The 20,499-nt window shown below is 66.1% G+C and carries 18 protein-coding genes; 13 read left to right on the forward strand and 5 right to left on the reverse strand.

The window, feature by feature from the left end; all coding sequences use genetic code 11:
* Positions 1 to 18: 18 nt before the first annotated feature.
* The gene (gene smpB, locus RM531_RS04975) at positions 19 to 492 is read right to left on the reverse strand and encodes an SsrA-binding protein SmpB (RefSeq protein WP_311657722.1); all 474 of its coding nucleotides are present in this window, start codon (positions 490 to 492) and stop codon (positions 19 to 21) included.
* Between the two features lie 37 nt (positions 493 to 529).
* Here smpB and RM531_RS04980 point away from each other — a divergent pair, with 37 nt between their 5' ends.
* Positions 530 to 1,897 carry a sodium-dependent transporter gene (locus tag RM531_RS04980; protein WP_311657724.1) on the forward strand — a complete coding sequence of 456 codons (1,368 nt, stop codon included), beginning with the start codon at positions 530 to 532 and terminating at the stop codon, positions 1,895 to 1,897.
* Complete coding sequence (locus tag RM531_RS04985) at positions 1,882 to 2,160, forward strand: RnfH family protein (protein WP_311657726.1); 279 nt, start codon at positions 1,882 to 1,884, stop codon at positions 2,158 to 2,160. The genes RM531_RS04980 and RM531_RS04985 overlap by 16 nt, the downstream gene beginning before the upstream one ends.
* 3 nt (positions 2,161 to 2,163) lie before the next feature.
* On the opposite strand, the gene RM531_RS04990 is transcribed toward RM531_RS04985, so the two are convergent.
* The 3 genes from RM531_RS04990 to RM531_RS05000 all read right to left on the reverse strand — a co-directional run bounded on the left by RM531_RS04990 (position 2,164) and on the right by RM531_RS05000 (position 5,234).
* A complete protein-coding gene (locus tag RM531_RS04990; RefSeq protein ID WP_311657728.1) occupies positions 2,164 to 2,583 on the reverse strand; it encodes an outer membrane protein assembly factor BamE in 420 nt (139 codons plus the stop codon).
* 65 nt (positions 2,584 to 2,648) lie between these two features.
* Positions 2,649 to 4,322 (reverse strand): DNA repair protein RecN, encoded by a 1,674-nt coding sequence (recN, locus tag RM531_RS04995; protein ID WP_311657730.1) that lies wholly within the window; start codon positions 4,320 to 4,322, stop codon positions 2,649 to 2,651.
* A 9-nt stretch (positions 4,323 to 4,331) separates the two neighbouring features.
* On the reverse strand, positions 4,332 to 5,234 hold the full coding sequence (locus RM531_RS05000) for an NAD(+) kinase (protein WP_311657731.1): 903 nt from the start codon (positions 5,232 to 5,234) through the stop codon (positions 4,332 to 4,334).
* Positions 5,235 to 5,355: 121 nt separating this feature from the next.
* On the opposite strand from RM531_RS05000, the gene hrcA reads away from it, so the two are divergent.
* From hrcA to RM531_RS05055, 11 genes are all read left to right on the forward strand, one after another.
* The gene (gene hrcA, locus RM531_RS05005; protein ID WP_311657732.1) at positions 5,356 to 6,414 is read left to right on the forward strand and encodes a heat-inducible transcriptional repressor HrcA; all 1,059 of its coding nucleotides are present in this window, start codon (positions 5,356 to 5,358) and stop codon (positions 6,412 to 6,414) included.
* A gap of 71 nt (positions 6,415 to 6,485) precedes the next feature.
* Positions 6,486 to 7,079 carry a nucleotide exchange factor GrpE gene (grpE, locus tag RM531_RS05010; protein WP_311657733.1) on the forward strand — a complete coding sequence of 198 codons (594 nt, stop codon included), beginning with the start codon at positions 6,486 to 6,488 and terminating at the stop codon, positions 7,077 to 7,079.
* Positions 7,080 to 7,161: 82 nt separating this feature from the next.
* Positions 7,162 to 9,105: a molecular chaperone DnaK gene (gene dnaK / locus RM531_RS05015; RefSeq protein ID WP_311657735.1), complete on the forward strand. Its 1,944-nt coding sequence runs from the start codon at positions 7,162 to 7,164 to the stop codon at positions 9,103 to 9,105.
* 162 nt (positions 9,106 to 9,267) lie between these two features.
* A complete protein-coding gene (gene dnaJ, locus RM531_RS05020; protein ID WP_311651747.1) occupies positions 9,268 to 10,392 on the forward strand; it encodes a molecular chaperone DnaJ in 1,125 nt (374 codons plus the stop codon).
* Positions 10,393 to 10,596: 204 nt separating this feature from the next.
* On the forward strand, positions 10,597 to 11,406 hold the full coding sequence (gene dapB, locus RM531_RS05025) for a 4-hydroxy-tetrahydrodipicolinate reductase (RefSeq protein WP_311657736.1): 810 nt from the start codon (positions 10,597 to 10,599) through the stop codon (positions 11,404 to 11,406).
* A gap of 57 nt (positions 11,407 to 11,463) precedes the next feature.
* Complete coding sequence (locus RM531_RS05030) at positions 11,464 to 12,372, forward strand: MBL fold metallo-hydrolase (protein ID WP_311657737.1); 909 nt, start codon at positions 11,464 to 11,466, stop codon at positions 12,370 to 12,372.
* Positions 12,373 to 12,497: 125 nt separating this feature from the next.
* The gene (gene carA / locus RM531_RS05035; protein WP_311657738.1) at positions 12,498 to 13,610 is read left to right on the forward strand and encodes a glutamine-hydrolyzing carbamoyl-phosphate synthase small subunit; all 1,113 of its coding nucleotides are present in this window, start codon (positions 12,498 to 12,500) and stop codon (positions 13,608 to 13,610) included.
* A gap of 211 nt (positions 13,611 to 13,821) precedes the next feature.
* On the forward strand, positions 13,822 to 17,058 hold the full coding sequence (gene carB / locus RM531_RS05040) for a carbamoyl-phosphate synthase large subunit (RefSeq protein WP_311657739.1): 3,237 nt from the start codon (positions 13,822 to 13,824) through the stop codon (positions 17,056 to 17,058).
* 85 nt (positions 17,059 to 17,143) lie between these two features.
* A complete protein-coding gene (gene ectA, locus RM531_RS05045) occupies positions 17,144 to 17,638 on the forward strand; it encodes a diaminobutyrate acetyltransferase (RefSeq protein WP_311657830.1) in 495 nt (164 codons plus the stop codon).
* 24 nt (positions 17,639 to 17,662) lie between these two features.
* The gene (ectB, locus tag RM531_RS05050; RefSeq protein ID WP_311657741.1) at positions 17,663 to 18,940 is read left to right on the forward strand and encodes a diaminobutyrate--2-oxoglutarate transaminase; all 1,278 of its coding nucleotides are present in this window, start codon (positions 17,663 to 17,665) and stop codon (positions 18,938 to 18,940) included.
* 79 nt (positions 18,941 to 19,019) lie between these two features.
* A complete protein-coding gene (locus RM531_RS05055) occupies positions 19,020 to 19,409 on the forward strand; it encodes an ectoine synthase (protein WP_311657742.1) in 390 nt (129 codons plus the stop codon).
* On the opposite strand, the gene RM531_RS05060 is transcribed toward RM531_RS05055, so the two are convergent.
* On the reverse strand, positions 19,406 to 20,485 hold the full coding sequence (locus RM531_RS05060; RefSeq protein ID WP_311657743.1) for a DUF6607 family protein: 1,080 nt from the start codon (positions 20,483 to 20,485) through the stop codon (positions 19,406 to 19,408). The genes RM531_RS05055 and RM531_RS05060 overlap by 4 nt on opposite strands.
* Between the last annotated feature and the right edge of the window lie 14 nt (positions 20,486 to 20,499).

Below are 20,499 nucleotides of genomic sequence, written 5' to 3' on the forward strand. Positions count from 1 at the left end.
GACGAGGCTCGGGGAGGGTCAGCTCCGCATGATCTGCGCCTTGCGGCGCTGCCAGTCCTGATCCTTCTTGTCCTGGCGCTTGTCGTACTTGGCCTTGCCCTTGGCCAGGGCGATTTCCAGCTTGGCCCGGCCGCGCTTCCAGTAGAGGGCGGTGGGGATCAGGGTGTAGCCGCGCTGCTCGGTGGCGCCGATCAACTGGGCCAGTTCCCGCTCGTGCAGCAGCAGCTTGCGCGTGCGGGTAGGGTCCGGGTCGATGTGGGTGGAGGCGTCGGGCAGCGGATGGATGTGCGAGCCCAGCAACCATGCCTCCGCATCCTTGAGGATGACGTAGGCTTCGGTGATGCGCCCCTTGCCCGCGCGCAGGGCCTTGACCTCCCAGCCGGCAAGAACCAGTCCGGCCTCGTAGCGGTCCTCCAGAAAGAAATCGTGCTTGGCCTTGCGGTTGAGCGCGATGGTCGAGGAGGGCTGTTTGGGGGATTTCGCCTTGCTCATGTGTCGTAGTATAAGTGATTGAAAGTCCGAGTTTTGCGTGAGTCCCTTGGAAGTTAACCCGACGCGCTGGTCGTCGCCCGCCACATTCGTGATGGCGGCGGCCGCGGCCGTGATCGGCCTGGGCAATGTGTGGCGGCTGCCGTTCCTGGCCGGCGAATACGGCGGCGGCGCCTTTCTGCTGGTCTACGGACTGGCGCTGGGCGCCATGGCGCTGCCGCTGCTGGTGGGCGAGCTGATGCTGGGCCGCGGCGCCCGCACCGATCTGGTGGGCATGATCGGCCGCTGGGCGCAGGTGTCGGGGCTTTCCCGGCGCTGGGGCGTGATGGGTTACCTGGCGCTGCTCGGGGCGGTGATGGTGTTGTCCTATTACAGCGTGATCGCCGGCTGGAGTATGGCCTACCTGTTGCGGTCCGCCGCGGGGCTGCTGGAAGGCCTGGACCGCAGCGGTCTGCGGGCCGGTTTCGTTGAACTGGCGGGTGATCCGGAAAAGGGGCTGGGTTGGCACACGCTGTTCATGGTGGCGGCGGCCGTGTGCGTGGCGCAGGGTTTGCGCCGGGGGATTGAATCTACCGCCCGCTGGATGCTGATCGCCGCGGTGCTGGCGCTGCTGGCATTGCTGGCCATGGCGGCCGGGGAGGGGTTCCCGGCCGCGGTCGAGTATCTGTTCCGGCCCGATTTCGCGGCTCTGGGCTGGCGCGGGGTCATCGATGCCTTTCATCAGGCCTTCTTCAGCCTGAGCCTCGGGGTCGGGGTGATGCTGGCCTACGGGGCCTATCTGCCCGACGGCTCGTCGCTGGTCCGGGTCAGTCTGGCGGTGATGCTGCTGGATACCGCGTTCGCGCTGATTGCTGGGCTGGCGATCGTGTCACTGATACTGGGTGCCGGCATGGCGCCGGAAAGCGGTCTGCCGCTGGTGTTCGAACTGCTGCCGGCGGCGGGCGGCGGTGGCTGGAGCGTGACCCTGTTCTTTTTCATGCTGATGCTGGTCACGCTGACCAGCGCGGTCGGACTGCTGGAGCCGCTGGTGGTCTGGCTGATGGCGCGCCTGCAGGTATCGCGGGTGGTCGCTGCCTGCGGCGCGGGGATGGTGGTGTGGTTCATCGGCCTGGGCACGCTGCTGTCGTTCAACGTGCTGGCGGATATCCGGCTGCTGGATCGCACGCTGTTCGACTGGCTGTCGATGATCAGTTCGCGTTTCCTGTTGCCGGCCTTCGGGCTGCTGCTGTGCGTGTTCATCGGCCGGTTCCTGCCGATCACCGCGCTGCGCGAGGCCTGGGCGGGTAAGCCCTGGTTCGGACTCTGGCACTGGTTGCTGCGCTACCCGACCCGTATCGGCCTGATCGCGGTGCTGCTGCATTCCCTGGGGGTGTTCGAATTTCTGGAGCGGCTGTGGAGCACGAACTGAACGTCGAGGTCGCGTTCGCGCGCCCCGGCGTGCAGACCCTGCGCGCCGTTCGACTGCCGGCCGGCCGCACCGCGGCGGAGGCGGTGGAAGCCTCGGGGATTCTCGAAATGCACCCGGAAATCGACTGGCCGGGGGCCCCGCTGGGCGTATTCGGGCGTCGGGTGGCAGCAGATCAGCCGCTGCGCGACGGCGATCGGGTGGAGATTTACCGGCCGCTCACGGCTGATCCCAAGGAACAGCGCCGGCGGCGGGCCGGGCGGTAGCCGCTAGGGCGCCCGTGGCGTCTGCTGGCCGCCGCTGTTATCGATGAGCGGTGGCTCTTCGAGATCGTCCGGATCCTCGTCGATCTGCTGCTGCTCTTCCGGCAGCAGTGCTTCGTAGCTTTCGTCGCCGTCGATGCTGGCAAGGGCGCCATCGCTGAACTGCAGGCTCAGCTTGCTTTCACGGGCCTTGCCGCGGGTGTTGCGGTAGTAGAAAAGGTAGTCCCAGCGATTTGGCTCGAAGTTGCTGACCACCAGCGGCGTGCCCAGCAGGTAGCGGACCTGCGGTGGCGTCATGCCGAGTTCCAGCTGCTGCACCTTGTCCTGCGTCACCACGTTGCCCTGCAGGACGGGCACTCGGTAATAGCTCGGCAGGGAGCAGCCGGCCAGCGACACAAGGGCGAGCAGGATCAGGACGCGTTTCATGATTATCCGCAACAGGAAAACGCCGGCACTATAAGTCACCGTTGCCGGTGCAGCAATCCACGCCCTCAGGACTCCGCGTTATCGCGCATTTCCCGCGCATGCTCGAGGGTGCGCTCGGTAATTTCCAGACCACCGAGCATGCGGGCCAGCTCGTCGATGCGGGCATCGTCGTCCAGCAGGCCGATGTCCGTGCGGGTGTGTCCGTCGATCACCTGCTTGGCCACCTGCAGATGATGCCGGGCCTGAGCCGCCACCTGCGGCAAGTGTGTGACACAAAGAACCTGCCCCTGGTCCGCCAGCCGGCGCAGGCAGCGTCCCACGATTTCCGCCACGCCGCCGCCGATACCGGCGTCGACCTCGTCGAACACCAGCGTGGGAATGGGGGTGCCGCCCACCGCGGCCATCTGGATGGCCAGGCTGATGCGGGACAGCTCGCCACCCGATGCAACCCGCTCCAGCGGCCGTGGCGCCTGGCCGGGGTTGGCGCTGACCCGGAACTGGATACGATCGTGACCGTGGGCCGACACTGCTGCCTCCGGCCGGGCTTCCACGTCGATCTCGAACCGGCCGGCCGGCATGCCCAGATCCCGCAGACCGTCGGTGACGGCCGCGGCGAGCGTGCCGGCAGCCTCGGTGCGGGCCTGGTGCAGCTGGCCGGCGGCGTCGGCGTACTCCGCCTGTAGCTGATCCCGCCGGGTCTGCAACTCGGCCAGCCGGGCCCGGCCGCCTTCGAGTCGTTCGAGTGCGTTGGTCAGTTCGTCGAGCTGGGCCGGCAGTTCCGCCGGTCGGCAATGATGCTTGCGGGCCAGGTCCTGGATTGCCTCCATCCGGGCCTCCACGGTGGCCAGGCGTTCGGGGTCGAGGGCGATGCTGTCCAGCTGGCGGCGCAGGTCGTCGGCGGCTTCCTGCGCCTGGATGCGGGCCCCCGAGATCAGTTCGGTCGGGCCGGCGAAGCCTTCGTCCAGCGCGGCCAGGTCGCCCAGCTGGCGTTCGGCCTGACCGAGCCGGTCGATGGCGCTGGCGGTATCGTCGTCGGTCAGTAGTGCCAGCAGCGACTGGCCGTCGCGCAGCAATTGTTCGGCGTTGGCCAGGCGTTTGTGTTCGGCGGTGAGCGTCTCCCATTCATCCGGCATAGGCGCCAGTGCCTGCAATTCATCTACCTGGAACTGCAGCAACTCCAGTCGCGACTGGCCGGCATCGTCGGTGGCGTCCAGCTCGCGGATGTCGCGCTCGCAGGCCTGAAGGTCGCGCACCAGCTCACCCAGCGCCGACAGTTGCGGGGCGAGGCGGCCATGCTCGTCCAGCAGATCGCGCTGTGCGCCGGGCCGCAGCAGGCTCTGGTGGGCGTGCTGACCGTGGATGTCGACGAGGTGCTCGCCCAGTTCGCGCAGGTCACGCCCGGCGGCGGGGGAGCCGTTGATCCAGTGGCGGCTGCGGCCTTCCCGGGAGACCACGCGCCGGATCAGGCAGTCGGATTCATCGGCGAGTTCGCGTTCGGCCAGCCAGGCCCGTGCGGCCGGGGCGTCGGCCAGATCGAAGATGGCGCTGATCTCGGCCCGTTCGCGGCCGTCGCGCACGGCGCTGGCGTCGGCGCGGTCGCCCAGGAGCAGGCCCAGGGCGTCTATTAGAATTGACTTGCCGGCCCCGGTTTCGCCGGAGAGGACGGTCATGCCCGCGCCCAGGCTGAGTTGCAGGTCATCGATGATCGCGAAGTCGCGTATCGCCAGCTCGCTGAGCATGGTGGCGGGTCAGTGGCCGGGCAGGGGATCGCGCTGGCCGCGGCCCCATTGCAGCTTGTTGCGCAGGATATTGTAGTAATCGTAGTCGGGCGGGTGGATCAGGGTGAGTTCGCGATCGGCCCGGGCCACGGTTACCCGGTCCCCGGGCACCAGCGTTTCGCTTTCCTGGCCGTCGACGGTAAACAGCGCCTGGGAGCGGTTGGTGGCGCCGATCACGATGCCGACCTCGTGTTGCCCGTCAATCACCAGTGGCCGGTCCGACAGGGTGTGCGGACAGATCGGTACCAGCGCCAGGGCGTTCAGACCGGGGTGCAGCACGGGCCCGCCGCCGGACAGCGCGTAGGCGGTGGAGCCGGTGGGCGTGGCCACGATCAGCCCATCCGCGCGGTGACGGCTGATGAAGTTGCCGTCCATGAAGGTGTCGAATTCCAGCACCCGGGCGAACTCGGCGTTGCGGATGACCACGTCGTTGAGCGCTAGGAACGGACCGGCGCACGAACCGTCTGTATGTTCGACCCGGGCGGTGAGCAGCAGCCGGCGATCCCGCACGAAATCGCCCGCCATCACCTGATCCAGGGTGCGTTCCATCTGTTCCGGCAGGATGTCCACCAGAAATCCCAGCCGGCCGAGATTGATGCCCAGCAGCGGCGTGTCGTGCAGCGCCACGGCACGGCCGGCGTCGAGCAGGGTGCCGTCGCCGCCGACCACCATGACCAGGTCGCAGGCTTCGCCGATGGCATGGCGGTCCACCACGTCGCCGGACCAGTCGGGCAGGTGATGGGCGGTGGCGGCATCTACCACCACCTGGCGGTCGCGGTCGCGGATCGCCTGCGCAACCCGCCGCACGGTATCGGCAACGCCTGGGTCACCGCGTTTGCCGACAATGCCGATGACCGGAAATGGTTGCGCCATGCAGTTTCCTCGGCGGCGGACCGGACCGGCCGGCCGCGCGCCTTGACAGCCCACGGGGGCGGCTGCAGTCTCCAGTCGTGCCCGCCTGACCCGATTGATACCCGGAGCGCATTCTGCCTGCATGACCGGCGAAACGGAACACGAACAGCTTGACGACCGCGCCCGGGCATTGCTCAAGACGCTGGTCGAGCGCTATATCCACGACGGTCAGCCGGTGGGTTCCCGGCTGCTGGCACGCTCCTCCGGCCTTCAGGTCAGCGCGGCCACGGTGCGCAACGTGATGGCCGATCTCGAGGACATGGGCTTCGTGGCCTCGCCCCATACCTCCGCCGGCCGCATTCCCACGGTCCGCGGCTATCGGTTGTTCGTCGACGCGCTGCTGGCGCCCGAGCCGCTGGCCGAGCGCGAACTCGATGACATCGAACAGCAGTTGCGTACCCATGTCCGGGACGGCGACGACGTGCTGGCCTCGGCCTCGCGTCTGCTGTCGTCGCTGTCGGACATGACCGGCATCGTCACCGTGCCGCGCACCGACACCGCCAGCCTGCGGCAGATCGAGTTTCTGCCGCTGTCGGACCGGCGGGTGCTGGCGATTCTGGTGATCAACCAGCGCGAGGTACAGAACCGCATCCTGCAGACCGAACGCGACTACTCGCGCCGCGAGCTCGAACGGGCGGCGGCGATTCTCAATGAACGCTATGCCGGCAAGCCGCTGCTGCAGATCCGGCGGGCCCTGATGCGGGACATGCACGAGGCCCAGGATGACGTGAACCAGGGCCTGCTCAATGCCCTGAACATCGCGCAGAGTGCCTTCGGCGGCAGCACCGCCGATCGCGGTGACTACCGGATGGCCGGGGAAAGCAATCTCATGGGCTTCCCGGAGTTCGCCGAGGTCGATCGCTTGCGGCGGCTGTTCGACGCTTTCGAACGCAAACGGGATCTGCTGTCGCTGTTCGATGACTGCCTGTCGGCGGACGGCGTGCGGATATTCATCGGTGATGAATCCGGCTACCGGGTGCTGGATGAGTGCAGCGTGGTGTCGGCGGCCTACACCGTGGACGGCGACGTGGTGGGCACGCTGGGGGTGATCGGCCCCACCCGCATGGCCTACAACCGCATCATCCCGCTGGTGGACGCCACGGCCAGCCTGCTGGGCACGGCCTTGAAAAGAGCCAACTGACCCCTATCTAGCGCCGAGTAACGGGCGACACACCGCCCGCCCAATCCACCATCCAAGGCGCTAGGAGCAGCATGAGCGAACAGCAACGCCAGTCCGGCCCGCAGCCGGACGACGAGCCGGCACAGCCGACGCCACCGGAAAACGAGCAGGCCGCCGACGCCGGCCAGGCACCCGCAGACGACGATGCGACCCTGCACGAACTCCGCGAGGAAGCCGAGCGTTGCCGGGAACAGGCTCTGCGCGCCCATGCCGAGCTGGAAAACGTGCGCAAGCGGGCCGAACGCGACGTGGCCAATGCACACAAGTTCGCGCTGGAGCGCTTTGCCGGCGAGTTGCTCGGCGTGCGCGACAGCCTGGAGATGGGCCTGTCGGCGGCCGAGGACGACGGCGCCGACGCGACCAAGCTGCACGAGGGCATGGAGCTCACCCGTCGCATGCTGGCGCAGGCGATGGAGAAGTTCGGCGTCGAGGCGGTGAATCCCGAGGGCGAAGCCTTCAACCCCGATTTCCACGAAGCCATTTCCACCCAGCCGACCAGTGATGTGGCACCCAACACCGTGGTGCAGGTGGTCCAGCGCGGTTACCTGCTCAACGGCCGGGTGCTGCGGCCGGCGATGGTGGTGGTCAGCAAGGCCGCCGACGGCGATGCCGGGCAGGGTGCTTGAAAAGCCCGCCGCGGCCCCAACCATTGCGGTTAATCAGCAATTTGCGCCATTCGACTCATAACGGATCAAACAGGTAGACATCATGGGCAAGATTATTGGCATCGACCTGGGCACGACCAACTCATGCGTTGCCGTGCTCGAGGGCGACAAGGCGAAGGTCATCGAGAACGCCGAGGGCGAGCGCACCACGCCGAGCGTGGTGGCGTACACCGATGACGACCAGATTATCGTGGGCCGTCCGGCCAAGCGTCAGGCGGTCACCAACCCCACCGACACGTTGTACGCGATCAAGCGTCTGATCGGCCGCACCTTCGATGACCCCACCACCCAGCGGGACATCGACATCGTGCCCTACAACATCGTCAAGGCCGACAACGGCGATGCCTGGGTCGAGGCCCGCGGCAACAAGATGGCGCCGCCGGAAGTCTCGGCCAAGGTGCTGCAGAAGATGAAGTCCACCGCCGAGGACTATCTCGGCGAGAAGGTGACCGAGGCCGTGATCACGGTCCCGGCCTACTTCAATGACTCGCAGCGCCAGGCGACCAAGGACGCCGGCCGCATCGCCGGGCTCGAGGTCAAGCGCATCATCAACGAGCCGACCGCGGCCGCGCTGGCCTACGGCATGGACAAGAAGGGCGACAAGAAGATCGCGGTCTACGACCTGGGCGGCGGCACCTTCGACATCTCCATCATCGAGGTGGCGGAAGTCGACGGTGAGCACCAGTTCGAGGTGCATGCCACCAACGGCGACACCTTCCTGGGTGGCGAGGACTTCGACATGGCGGTGATCGACCACATCGCCGACGAGTTCCAGAAGGAGCAGGGCGTGGACCTGCGCAAGGACAAGCTGGCCCTGCAGCGCCTCAAGGAGGCCGCCGAGAAGGCGAAGATCGAGCTGTCCTCGACCCAGCAGACCGAGATCAACCTTCCGTATGTCACGGCCGACCAGGCCGGCCCCAAGCATCTCAACATGAAGATGACCCGGGCCAAGCTCGAATCGCTGGTCGACGATCTCATCCAGCGCACCGTCGGCCCCTGCAAGACCGCCCTCAAGGATTCCGGCATGTCGGCCTCCGACATCGACGAGGTGATCCTGGTCGGCGGCCAGACCCGCATGCCCGCGGTGCAGGAAGCCGTGACCAAGATCTTCGGTAAGGAAGCCCGCAAGGACGTCAACCCGGACGAGGCGGTGGCCGTGGGTGCCGCGATTCAGGGTTCGGTGCTCTCGGGCGACACCAAGGACGTGCTGCTGCTCGACGTGACCCCGCTGAGCCTGGGTATCGAAACGCTCGGCGGCAAGATGACCAAGCTGATCGAGAAGAATTCGACCATTCCGACCCGCAAGTCGGAAACGTTCACCACCGCTGACGACAACCAGCAGGCGGTGACCGTGCACGTGCTGCAGGGCGAGCGCGAGATGTCCAGCGCCAACAAGTCGCTGGGCCGCTTCGACCTGGCGGACATCCCGTCCGCGCCGCGCGGCACGCCACAGATCGAGGTGACCTTCGATATCGACGCCAACGGTATCCTCAACGTGTCGGCCAAGGACAAGGCCACCGGCAAGGAACAGTCGATCGTGATCAAGGCGTCCTCGGGCCTGTCGGACGAGGAAATCGAGAAGATGGTCAAGGATGCCGAGGAGCATGCCGAGGACGATCGCAAGTTCAACGAGCTGATCAACGCCCGCAACCAGGCCGACGGTCTGATCCACGGCGTCGAGAAGAGCCTCAAGGATCTCGGCGACAAGGTCACCGACGACGAGAAGAAGCCGATCGAGGAGGCCATCAGCGAGCTGCGTGAAGTGCTCGACGGCGATGACAAGGACGCCATCGACGAGAAGACGCAGAAGCTCTCCGAGGCCTCGAGCTCGGTGCTGGAAAAGGCCTATGCCGAGGCCGCCGGCGGCGAGCAGGCCGAGGGACAGGACGCCGAGGCCGGCAAGACCGGCTCCTCCGATTCCGAGGACGTCGTCGATGCCGAGTTCGAGGAAGTGGACGAGGAAAAGAAATCCGGCACCAACAACTGATGTGATTCGGGATTCGCGATTGCCCACCGGTCGCCCGCATCCCGGGTGGTCGGGGCAAACCGCGAATCGGTGCCCTCCGGGCGGATAGCCCGGATCGAGTCGGCAGCCGGCAACGGCTGCCGACTTCGTTGTTAGAAACCCATTACCGACCACGGCCCGACAATGAGCAAACGCGACTACTACGAGGTTCTCGGGGTCTCCCGGGATGCTTCCGAAGCCGACATCAAGAAGGCCTATCGCCGGCTGGCGATGAAGAATCATCCGGATCGCAATCCGGATGACGCGGAAGCCGAAGCCCGATTCAAGGAAGCCTCCGAAGCCTACGAAGTGCTCTCGGATGCCAGCAAGCGTCAGGCCTATGACCAGTTCGGCCACGCCGGCCTGGGCGGCGCGGCCGGGGGCGGCGGTGCCGGCGGCGGCTTCGGCGACATCTTCGGCGATATCTTCTCTGATATCTTCGGCGGCGGCATGGGCGGCGGCCGGTCGCGCGCGGCGCGCGGCGCCGATCTGCGCTATGACCTGAGTCTGGATCTGGAAACCGCCGTGGCTGGCGACGAGGTCAAGATCCGCATTCCCACCCTTGAAGAGTGCGAGCACTGTGACGGGGACGGGGCGGAACCCGGCTCCGACAAGCTGCGCTGTGGCACCTGTGGCGGCGTGGGTCAGGTGCGGTTGCAGCAGGGCTTCCTGTCGATTCAGCAGCCCTGCCCGGATTGCCGCGGCCGCGGCACGGTGATCAACAACCCCTGCATGCGCTGCCGCGGGGAAGGGCGCACCCAGAGTCAGAAGAACCTGTCGGTGAAAGTACCGCCCGGCGTGGACAACGGCGATCGCATCCGCCTGTCCGGCGAGGGCGAACCCGGCGACATGGGCGGCCCGCCGGGCGATCTTTACGTGCAGATCAACGTCAAGCCGCATGATCTGTTCACCCGCGACGGCAACGACCTGCGTTGTACCGTCCCGCTGAACATGGTTACCGCGGCGCTGGGCGGCGAAATCGATGTGCCGACGCTGGCGGGCAAGGTCAGCCTGCGGATTCCGCCGGAAACCCAGAGCGGCCGGGTATTCCGGCTCAAGAGCAAGGGCGTGAAATCGGTGCGGGCTTCGGCCCCGGGCGACCTGTTGTGCAAGGTGGCGGTGGAAACGCCGGTGAACCTCACCAAGCACCAGAAGGAGCTGATGGAAGAGCTGGCCGCCAGCCTCGACAAGGGCGGCTCCCGCCACAACCCGGAATCCAGCTCCTGGCTGGACAAGGCCAAGCGCTTCTTCGAAGAGCACCTGGGGTAGAAGATGAAGAGGTAACCGCAGATTTCGCAGATGGACGCAGATTGGATGGCGGGAAATGCCTGAACTTGACGCCTATTGCTTCCGCGGGTTTTCCGCCTCCGGTTGCCGGGGCGTGGCGACTGCCACTGACGCAATCAGAAATCTGTGTAAATCTGCGAAATCTGCGGTTCCTGTCTTCCCCATTTACCTGTCTGGAATGCCCGAATGAGTCACATTAAAGTCGCGATCAATGGCGCCGGCGGCCGCATGGGCCGCAATCTGGTGAGCGCCTGTGTGGCGGCCGACGGGCTGAGCCTGAGCGCGGCGTTCGAGGCCGCGGATTCGCCCTTCATCGGGACCGACGCCGGGAGTCTGGCGGGCGAGCAGGCCCTGGACGTGGCGATTGCCGCGGCCGATACCCGGCGTGATCATGCCTTCGACGTGCTGGTGGATTTCACCCGGCCTGAGCCGTCGCTGATCGCGCTGGCGGATTGCCGTGCCATGGGGGCGGCGATGGTGATCGGCACCACCGGCTTCGACGAGGCCCAGATCGCCGAGATCGACGCCGCCGCCGGCGACATCCCGCTGGTATTCGCCCCGAACATGAGTGCCGGGGTCAATCTGACCCTGAAGCTGCTCGAGATGGCCGCTCGGGCGCTGGGTGACACGGTCGACATCGAGATCATCGAGGCCCATCACCGCCACAAGGTCGATGCCCCCTCCGGCACCGCGCTGAAGATGGGCGAAGTGGTTGCGGAGGCCCTGGGTCGGAAGCTCGATGACTGTGCGGTGTACGGCCGCGAGGGTCATACCGGTGAACGGGATCGCAAGACCATCGGTTTCGAGACCATCCGCGCCGGCGACATCGTGGGCGAGCACACGGTGCTGTTCGCCGGCGACGGCGAGCGCCTGGAGATCAGCCACAAGGCCTCCAGCCGGACCACCTTTGCCAGTGGGGCAATGCGGGCGGCCGCCTGGGTGGCGGGCCGCGCACCGGGCCGTTACGACATGCCGGATGTGCTCGGTCTGAGATAGATCGGGCCGGTATCCGGTCTGCCATCGGTAAAAGTCGGAAAAGGGGAGGCCATAACCATGCCCATGCGATTCGTCGCCATTCTGCTGGCGCTGACCCTGTCGGGCACCGCGGCGGCGGTCTGTCCCGGGCCCGTGGCGGTGCAGGTTCTGGGCTCCGGCGGGCCGATTGCCGACGACGGCCGGGCTTCCAGCGGTTATCTGGTCTGGATCGAGGGCCGAGCCCGCCTGCTGGTGGATGCCGGCAGCGGCACCGCCCGCCAGTTCGGTCTGGCCGGGGCGAGCATGGATGATCTCGATGTGATCGCGCTGACCCATCTGCATACCGATCACAGCAATGATCTGCCGGCCTACCTCAAGACCGCCTCCTTCAGCGAGCGCGGGCGGGCACTGGCACTGATCGGCCCCGACGGCAACGACGGGTTTCCGGGCCTTCGGGCGTTCACGCAAAGCCTGCTGGACGACACCGACGGGCCCTACCGCTACCTCTCGGCCTATCTCGAGGACGACGGCGGCCGGCTGTTTCCGCTGGACCGGATCGAAGTGGATCATGGCCTGCGCGAGCCCCGGACGGTGTGGAAGAACGATCGCCTGCGGGTGGACGCGATCGGCGTGACGCACGGGCCGGTACCGGCGCTCGGGTATCGGGTAAGCGTCGGTGATCGCACGATTGCCTTCAGCGGCGACCAGAACAGCGACAATCCCGCATTCGCGGCGATGATCGAGGGCGTCGACCTGCTGGTCATGCACCACGCCATCCCCGAGGACGCCGGCCGGGTTGCGCGCAATCTGCACGCCACGCCATCCGCCATCGGCGAACTCGCCCGCGATGCCGGCGTCGGCAAGCTGGTGCTGTCCCATCTGATGCGGCGCAGCCTCGATCACCTGGCGGCCAGTCGCGCCGCCATCGCCGAACACTACGATGGCGCGACCCTGGTCGCCGAGGACGGCCTCTGTCTGCAGCCCTGATTCCGGGCGCTATCCGGCAGACAGTTAGACGCTGGCCGGCTCGCCCGCTATAATCCGCGCCGCTCGCTCTGAGGCCGTCACCGGCCCGACCCGCGAGTCCCCTGAAGCGCCATCGGGAGATCTGCTTGCGTCCACCGGCACTGCTCGCACTCGCGGACGGCAGCCTTTTCCACGGGCTTGCCATCGGTTCACAAGGCATTTCCAGTGGTGAGGTGGTCTTCAATACCGCGATGACCGGCTACCAGGAAATCCTCACGGACCCCTCGTACCGCCGTCAGATGGTGACTCTGACCTATCCCCATGTCGGGAACGTCGGCGTGAATGCCGACGACACCGAATCCGGGAACGTTCAGGCGGCCGGCCTGATCCTGCGCGAAGTACCGCGCGCGCCCAGCAACTGGCGCAGCCAGGGCAGCCTGATCGACTACCTGGAAGCGAAGGGGCTGGTCGCCATCGGCGATATCGACACCCGCCGTCTGACCCGGCTGCTGCGGGAGAAGGGCGCCCAGAACGGCTGCATCATGGCCGGCGACGTGGACGCCGACGAGGCGCTGCGCGTGGCGCGCGAATTCCCCGGGCTCAAGGGCATGGACCTGGCGGCGGAAGCCGGTACCGCCAGCACCTACGCCTGGTCGGAACCGAGCTGGACCCGGAGCGCTCCGGCGGCAGCCCATCACGTCGCCGTCTACGATTACGGCGTGAAGCACAACATCCTGCGCCGGCTGGTCGATTACGGCTGCCGCGTCACGGTGGTGCCGCCGCGCATGCCGGTGGACGAAGTGCTGGCGCTGGACATCGACGGGGTGGTGCTTTCCAACGGGCCGGGTGATCCGGACCCCTGCGACTACGCCATCGCCAGCGCGCGAACCCTGATCGAACGCCGGATTCCCACCCTCGGCATCTGCCTGGGCCATCAGATCCTGGGCCTGGCCGCCGGTGCGCGTACCGTGAAAATGAAGTTCGGCCACCACGGCGCCAACCATCCCGTTCAGGACCTGGAAACCGGCGCGGTGATGATCTCCAGCCAGAACCACGGGTTCGCGGTGGACGAGGCCAGCCTGCCCGAGGGCGTGCGCGCCAGCTACCGCTCCCTGTTTGACCACAGCCTGCAGGGCATCGCGCTGGCCGATGCCCCGGCATTCTCCTTCCAGGGCCACCCCGAGGCCAGCCCCGGGCCGCATGATGTCGCGCCGCTATTCGGAAAATTCATTCGTCTGATGGAAACCGCGAAGTCATGATCCGCAGATTTCGCAGATTGCACAGATTCGGGTGGCTGCATGAATCACGGTTCGGCGGGCGAAATGCAGTTTTCGGTATACCTGGCTGGTGCCGACGGGCGACACCAGTGGTAGACACAAGTGGGCTGAATCCCGGTATTAACCGTTATTCCGTCTCTGACCAATCAGCGCAATCTGCGTAATCTGCGTAATCTGCGGATAGTTCCAACGAATGCCCAAACGCACCGACATCAAGAGCATCCTCATCATCGGCGCCGGCCCGATCGTGATCGGGCAGGCCTGCGAGTTCGATTACTCTGGCGCCCAGGCCTGCAAGGCGCTCACCGAGGAGGGCTTCCGGGTCATCCTGGTGAATTCGAACCCGGCCACGATCATGACCGATCCGGATTCCGCGGATACGGTCTACATCGAGCCGATCCAGTGGCAGACCGTGGCGCGGATCATCGAGGAGGAAAAGCCCGATGCGCTGTTGCCCACGATGGGCGGACAGACGGCACTCAATTGTGCCCTGGACCTGTGGCGCGAGGGCGTGCTCGACAAGCACGGGGTGGAGCTGATCGGTGCGTCGCAGGACGCCATCGACATGGCCGAGGATCGCGAACGCTTCCGCGAAGCGATGCACGAGATCGGCCTGGATACCCCGGATTCCGCGCTGGCACACAGCATGGAAGAAGCCACGGCGGCCCAGGCCAGGCTCGGCTTTCCCATCATCGTGCGGCCCTCGTTCACCATGGGCGGGACCGGCGGCGGGATCGCGTACAACCGTGAGGAATTCGACGATATTGTCAGCCGTGGCATCGAGTTGTCACCGACTAATGAAGTATTGCTCGAAGAATCGGTGCTGGGCTGGAAGGAATACGAGATGGAGGTGATCCGCGACCACGCGGACAACTGCATCATCGTCTGCTCGATCGAGAACTTCGATCCCATGGGCGTGCACACCGGTGACTCGATCACCGTGGCCCCGGCCCAGACGCTGACCGACAAGGAATACCAGCGCATGCGGGATGCCTCGCTGGCCTGCCTGCGCAAGATCGGGGTGGATACCGGTGGTTCCAACGTCCAGTTCGGGGTCGATCCGGCTACCGGCCGGATGGTGGTGATCGAGATGAACCCGCGGGTGTCGCGCTCGTCCGCGCTGGCGTCCAAGGCCACTGGCTTCCCCATTGCCAAGGTGGCCGCCAAGCTGGCGGTGGGCTACACGCTGGACGAACTGCGCAACGAGATCACCGGCGGACTCAGCCCGGCTTCGTTCGAGCCCAGCATCGATTACGTGGTCACCAAGATTCCGCGCTTCACCTTCGAGAAATTCCCCACCGCCGACGACCGCCTCACCACCCAGATGAAATCCGTGGGCGAGGCCATGGCCATCGGCCGCAATTTCCAGGAATCGCTGCACAAGGCCATGCGCAGCCTGGAGATCGGCTCCGACGGGTTCGAGCAGAAGCTGGCGGATTATGATTCCGCCGAAGCGCTGACCACCCTTCGCAACGAACTCACCACCCCGCGTGCCGATCGTCTGTGGTACGTGGGCGAGGCCTTTCGCGCCGGGATGACGGTGGCGGAGGTATTCGAACTCACCTGGATCGATCCCTGGTTCCTAGACCAGATCGCCGAACTGATCGAGATGGAAGGCGAACTTGCCGGCCGCGCCCTGAGCGACCTGGACGCCGGCGAGCTGCGCCGCTACAAGCGGGCCGGCTTTTCCGATCGGCGTCTGGCGCGGTTGCTGGATAGCGGGGAGTTCGCGGTGCGCGACGCGCGGCTGGCCCACGGGGTGACCCCGGTGTTCAAGCGGGTGGATTCCTGCGCCGCGGAATTTCCCACCGCCACCGCCTATCAGTATTCATCCTACGATGAAGAATGCGAGGCCAACCCCTCGGATAGAAAGAAGATCATGGTCCTGGGCGGCGGCCCGAACCGGATCGGGCAGGGCATCGAATTCGACTATTGCTGCGTGCATGCCGCGCTCGCGATGCGCGAGGATGGTTACGAGACCATCATGGTCAACTGCAATCCGGAAACCGTGTCCACCGATTACGACACCTCGGACCGGCTCTACTTCGAGCCGCTGACGTTCGAGGACGTCATGTCCGTGATCGATGTCGAGAAGCCCGAAGGCGTGATCGTGCAGTACGGCGGGCAGACGCCGCTGAAACTGGCGCGCCGCCTGGAGGCGGCCGGGGCGCCCATCATCGGCACCACACCGGATTCCATCGACCTGGCCGAGGACCGCGACCGGTTCCTCAATCTGGTCAACAAGCTCGGGCTCAAGCAGCCGGCCAACCGCACCGCGCGTTCGGAAGCCGAGGCGATGGAACTGGCCGAGGAAGTCGGTTACCCGATGGTGGTGCGGCCCTCCTACGTGCTGGGCGGCCGGGCCATGGAGATCGTGTTTGGTCCCGAGGATCTGGCGCGTTACATGGCGGTCGCCGTACATGTGTCCGAAGATGCGCCGGTGCTGCTGGACCGTTTCCTAGACGACGCCATCGAACTGGATGTGGACGCCATCTGCGACGGCCACCGCACCTTCATCGGCGGGGTGATGGAGCACATCGAGCAGGCCGGGGTGCATTCCGGTGATTCCGCCTGTTCCCTGCCGCCCTACAGCCTGTCGGGCGAAGTGCTCGACGAGATACGCGCCCAGACCGCGGCCCTGGCCCGCGGGCTGGAAGTGGTAGGGCTAATGAACGTGCAGTTCGCGGTGAAGAACGGTGACGTCTATCTGCTGGAGGTGAACCCGCGCGCCTCGCGCACGGTGCCGTTCGTGTCCAAGGCCACCGGCCTGCCGCTGGCCAAGATCGCCGCCCGCTGCATGGCCGGCCGGTCGCTGGATGATCAGGGCATTGGCGAGGAGCGCATACCGGACTACTTCTCGGTGAAGGAAGCGGTGTTCCCGTTCACCAAGTTCCCCAGCGTGGATCCGTTGCTGGGGCCGGAAATGAAATCCACCGGCGAGGTGATGGGGGTGGGTTACTCCTTCGGCGAGGCGTTTGCCAAGTCCCAGCTCGCGGCCGGCGCCGGCCTGCCGCGCAGCGGTACCGCACTGATCACCGTGCGCGAGGCCGACAAGGCCCATGTGGCCGCGCTGGCGGCCCAGCTGGCGGAAGCCGGATTCAGTCTGGTGGCGACCCGCGGCACGGCGGCCACGCTGCAGGCGGCCGGCATCGAGGTGCGGACGGTGAACAAGGTCAAGGAAGGGCGGCCGCACATCGTGGACATGATCAAGAACGACGAAATCCAGTTCATCGTCAACACTACCGAAGGCAAGCGTGCGATCGAGGAGTCCCAATCCATCCGCACCACCGCCCTGCGTTACAAGGTGGCGTATTTCACCACCATCGCGGGTGCAAAAGCGTCGTGTAACGCATTGACATATCTCGAAAATATGTCGGTTCACCCATTGCGGTCGCTGCACGCGTCGCTGCGCCCGGCGGGCACGGCCTAGGCAAAACCGTTATACTGCGCATCGGTTTTAAGCGCTTTTCAACGCCATTTCCAATCCGATAGAGCAATCTGAGAACGACGGGGTCATCTTCCGTTCCCCGGCCCTCGACGACGGTGCCGCCATCTGGCAGCTGGTCGTCGACACCGGCGTTCTCGACGCCAACTCGCCGTACGCCTACCTCCTGGTCGCCGAGCATTTCGCTGCTACCAGCGTGGTGGCCGAACTCGACGGCCGCGTCGTCGGCTTCATCTCCGCCTACTGCCCGCCGGACAAGACGGATACCGTGTTCGTGTGGCAGGTCGGTGTGGCCGAAGCCGGACGCGGGCGCGGCATCGCCACCCGCATGCTGCAGGACATCGTGCTGCGTCCGGCCTGTGACGGCGTGTCGTATCTCGACACCACGATCGGCCCGAGCAACGACGCTTCGATGGCGCTGTTCCGCGGTTTTGCCCGGCGCATGAATGCCGACGTCAACGAAACCGAACTGTTCCCGGCCGCGGCATTCCCCGGCGATGGCGAGCACGAACCCGAAATCCTCTTCCGCATCGGCCCGTTCGATCGCGAGGCCGCCCAAGCCTGATCGGCGTCACGCCCAGGAGTCATCATGGAATACATCAATCGTCTCGAATCCGAAGTTCGCGGCTACGTCCGCTCGTTTCCCACGGTATTCACCACCGCCAAGGGCGAGCTGCTCGACGATGCCGAGGGCCGGCAGTACATCGATTTCTTCAGCGGGGCGGGCGCGCTCAACTACGGGCACAACGACGAGGTCATGAAGGCGGCGCTGCTGGAGTACATCCACTCGGATGCCATTACCCACTCGCTGGACATGGCCTCGCAGGCCAAGGAAGATTTCATCGCCACCTTCGAAGAAGTGGTGATGAAGCCGCGCAACATGGAGTACAAGCTCCAGTTCCCGGGGCCCACGGGCACCAACGCGGTGGAAGCGGCCCTCAAGCTGGCCCGCAAGGTCAAGGGCCGCGACCGGGTGCTGTTCTTCACCAACGCGTACCACGGCATGACGCTGGGCGCGCTGGCCGTCACCGGCAACAGTTCCAAGCGCGGCGGCGCCGGGGTGCCGTTGAACAATTCCTCGCCGCTGCCGTTCTGCGAGTATTTCGGCGCGGGACGCGACACCGCGGACGATCTGCGCATGCTGCTGGAAAACAGCTCCAGCGGCTTCGACAAGCCGGCCGCGATCATTCTGGAAACGGTGCAGGGCGAGGGCGGTATCAACGTGGCCAGCAACGAGTGGCTGCAGAAGATCGAGGCCCTCTGCCACGAGCACGACATGCTGTTGATCGTGGACGACATCCAGGCCGGCATCGGCCGTACCGGGCCGCTGTTCTCGTTCGAGCCCTCGGGTATCAAGCCCGACATCATCACCATTTCCAAGTCGCTGTCCGGCTTCGGGCTGCCGCTGGCGCTGACCATGATCCGTCCGGACCTGGACATCTGGAAGCCGGGCGAGCACAACGGCACTTTCCGCGGCAACTGCCACGCCTTCATCACGTCCTCGGCCGCGCTCAACCACTACTGGCGCGATGATGCGCTGGAGAAGAGCGTGCTGGCCAAGGGCGAACGGGTGCAGGAGCGACTGCGCGCCATCGTGAAGGCGCGGCCCGGGCTGGATGCCGAGGTGCGCGGACGCGGCCTGTTCATCGGCATGGACTGCAAGACCGAGGGCCTGGCCGATGCCATCGGCGAACACTGCTTCCAGCTAGGCCTGATCGCCGAGACCGCCGGCCCGGACGACAACGTACTCAAGGTGATGCCGCCGCTGATCATCAGCGACGACAACCTCGCGCGCGGGCTCGACCTGCTGGAACAGGCGGTGGATGCCGCGCTGCAGGATCACGGCCTGCTGCAGGGCGTGGCCTGATCGCCAACCTCATCTCGCCGGCTGCCCGTGACGGGCGGCCGGTGACCTCGACTGCCCTCGACATTCAGGAGTCTTGCCGATGAAGATCGTGCGCCTCGAAGACCTCAAAGGCACCGACCAGGAAGTGGTCAGTCCCGCCGGCTGGACCAGCGTTCGGTTCATCCTGAAGAAGGACGGCATGGGCTTTTCCATGCACGAGACCACCTTCCCGCCGGGCCTCGAGTTCGACATGTGGTACAAGCACCACCTTGAAGCGGTGTACTGCTACCAGGGCCGCGGCATCCTGACCAACCGGGATACCGGCGAACAGTTCGACATCGTGCCGGGCACGCTCTACGCCCTGGACAACCACGATCGCCACACGCTCAAGGCGATCGAGGAACTCAAGCTGGTGTGCACCTTCAATCCGCCCGTGTCCGGGCGCGAGATTCACGACGAGGATGGGGCCTACCTGCCCGACACGGATTAGTCCCCGGGGGTAATGTAAGGCCGGATCGCATCGCGCACCCGCCTGGCGATGGTTTCGTCGTCGGCCTCCGCGATCTCCTCGGCCAGGCCGAACAGCCGCGCAAAGCGCGACTGGCCGTCTACCTCCCGCCGAATCTCGAGCACCTCGTGCTGTTGTTGCAGACGGCGCCACTCGGCTCGGATCGCCGCCCAGACCGCCGACTGGCGGTCCCAGAGCTCGCGGCCGGGTGTCATGTCGAATCCCTCGATTCGCTGATAGCGGTTCAGTCCGGTTTCGGCGGCAATCGCCTGCCGATCGCCGTTGTCGTCGCGGCGCAGTTTGTGATTCTCCTGGGCGTGCAGCCAGCCGGTGGGCGTCAGGGTAATGCGGTGCCGGCCGGCGAGGATGTCGTAGTCGTCGCGCACGCTGTGCTCGCGCCGGGGGAGGGGGCGGGCGAATGAGTCGCTCTGCCAGTACGAGGCGCCGGCCTCGTGCTGCCAGCGGCCCAGGGCCTCGTAACGCGGGGCATCGTCCACTTGATACACCGCCTGTTTCCAGACGCCCTCGGGGTCATCCACCGGCTCACTGACCCAGCGCCGGTCGCCCTGATACCGCCAGATCCGCTCGGGCTGCCAGTGCCAGTCCTGGCGCCAGTGCTTGGTGACCATCGGGTCGCTGATGTCGCCGTCGTCGTCGACGAACCGCATCACCAGGACGTGCTGCAGGCGGATCCGATCGGGGGAATCCTCCAGCACGAATACGTATTCCGTGGCCCAGGACCGATAGGGCTGGTCGTCGCGCGCCAGGTCAGGCACCAGCGTGGCCGTTTCCACGAACTCGAAGGTAGTCTTGAATTCGCCGGCCAGGGCCAGAATGGCACGCCGGTCGCGCTGTTTGGCGGTCAGGTCCGCGGCCCGCACGGCATCAAAGCGCGGGTCGGGCGCGGCGGCCATGTCCACCGGCGCGCCGCGGGTGGTGCCGCCGCGGGGTTCGGGCGCGTCGGCGCCATCGAAGCCGTAGCTGAACACGTAGCCCTCCGCGAATGCCGCCATCGGCAGACAGCAGACGAAAAGCAGACAACAACCGGGAATGCGCATGACGGACAGGCCTC

It is taken from the genome of Spectribacter acetivorans, assembly GCF_031846305.1.
Classification (GTDB): Bacteria; Pseudomonadota; Gammaproteobacteria; order Nevskiales; family Salinisphaeraceae; genus Spectribacter; species Spectribacter acetivorans.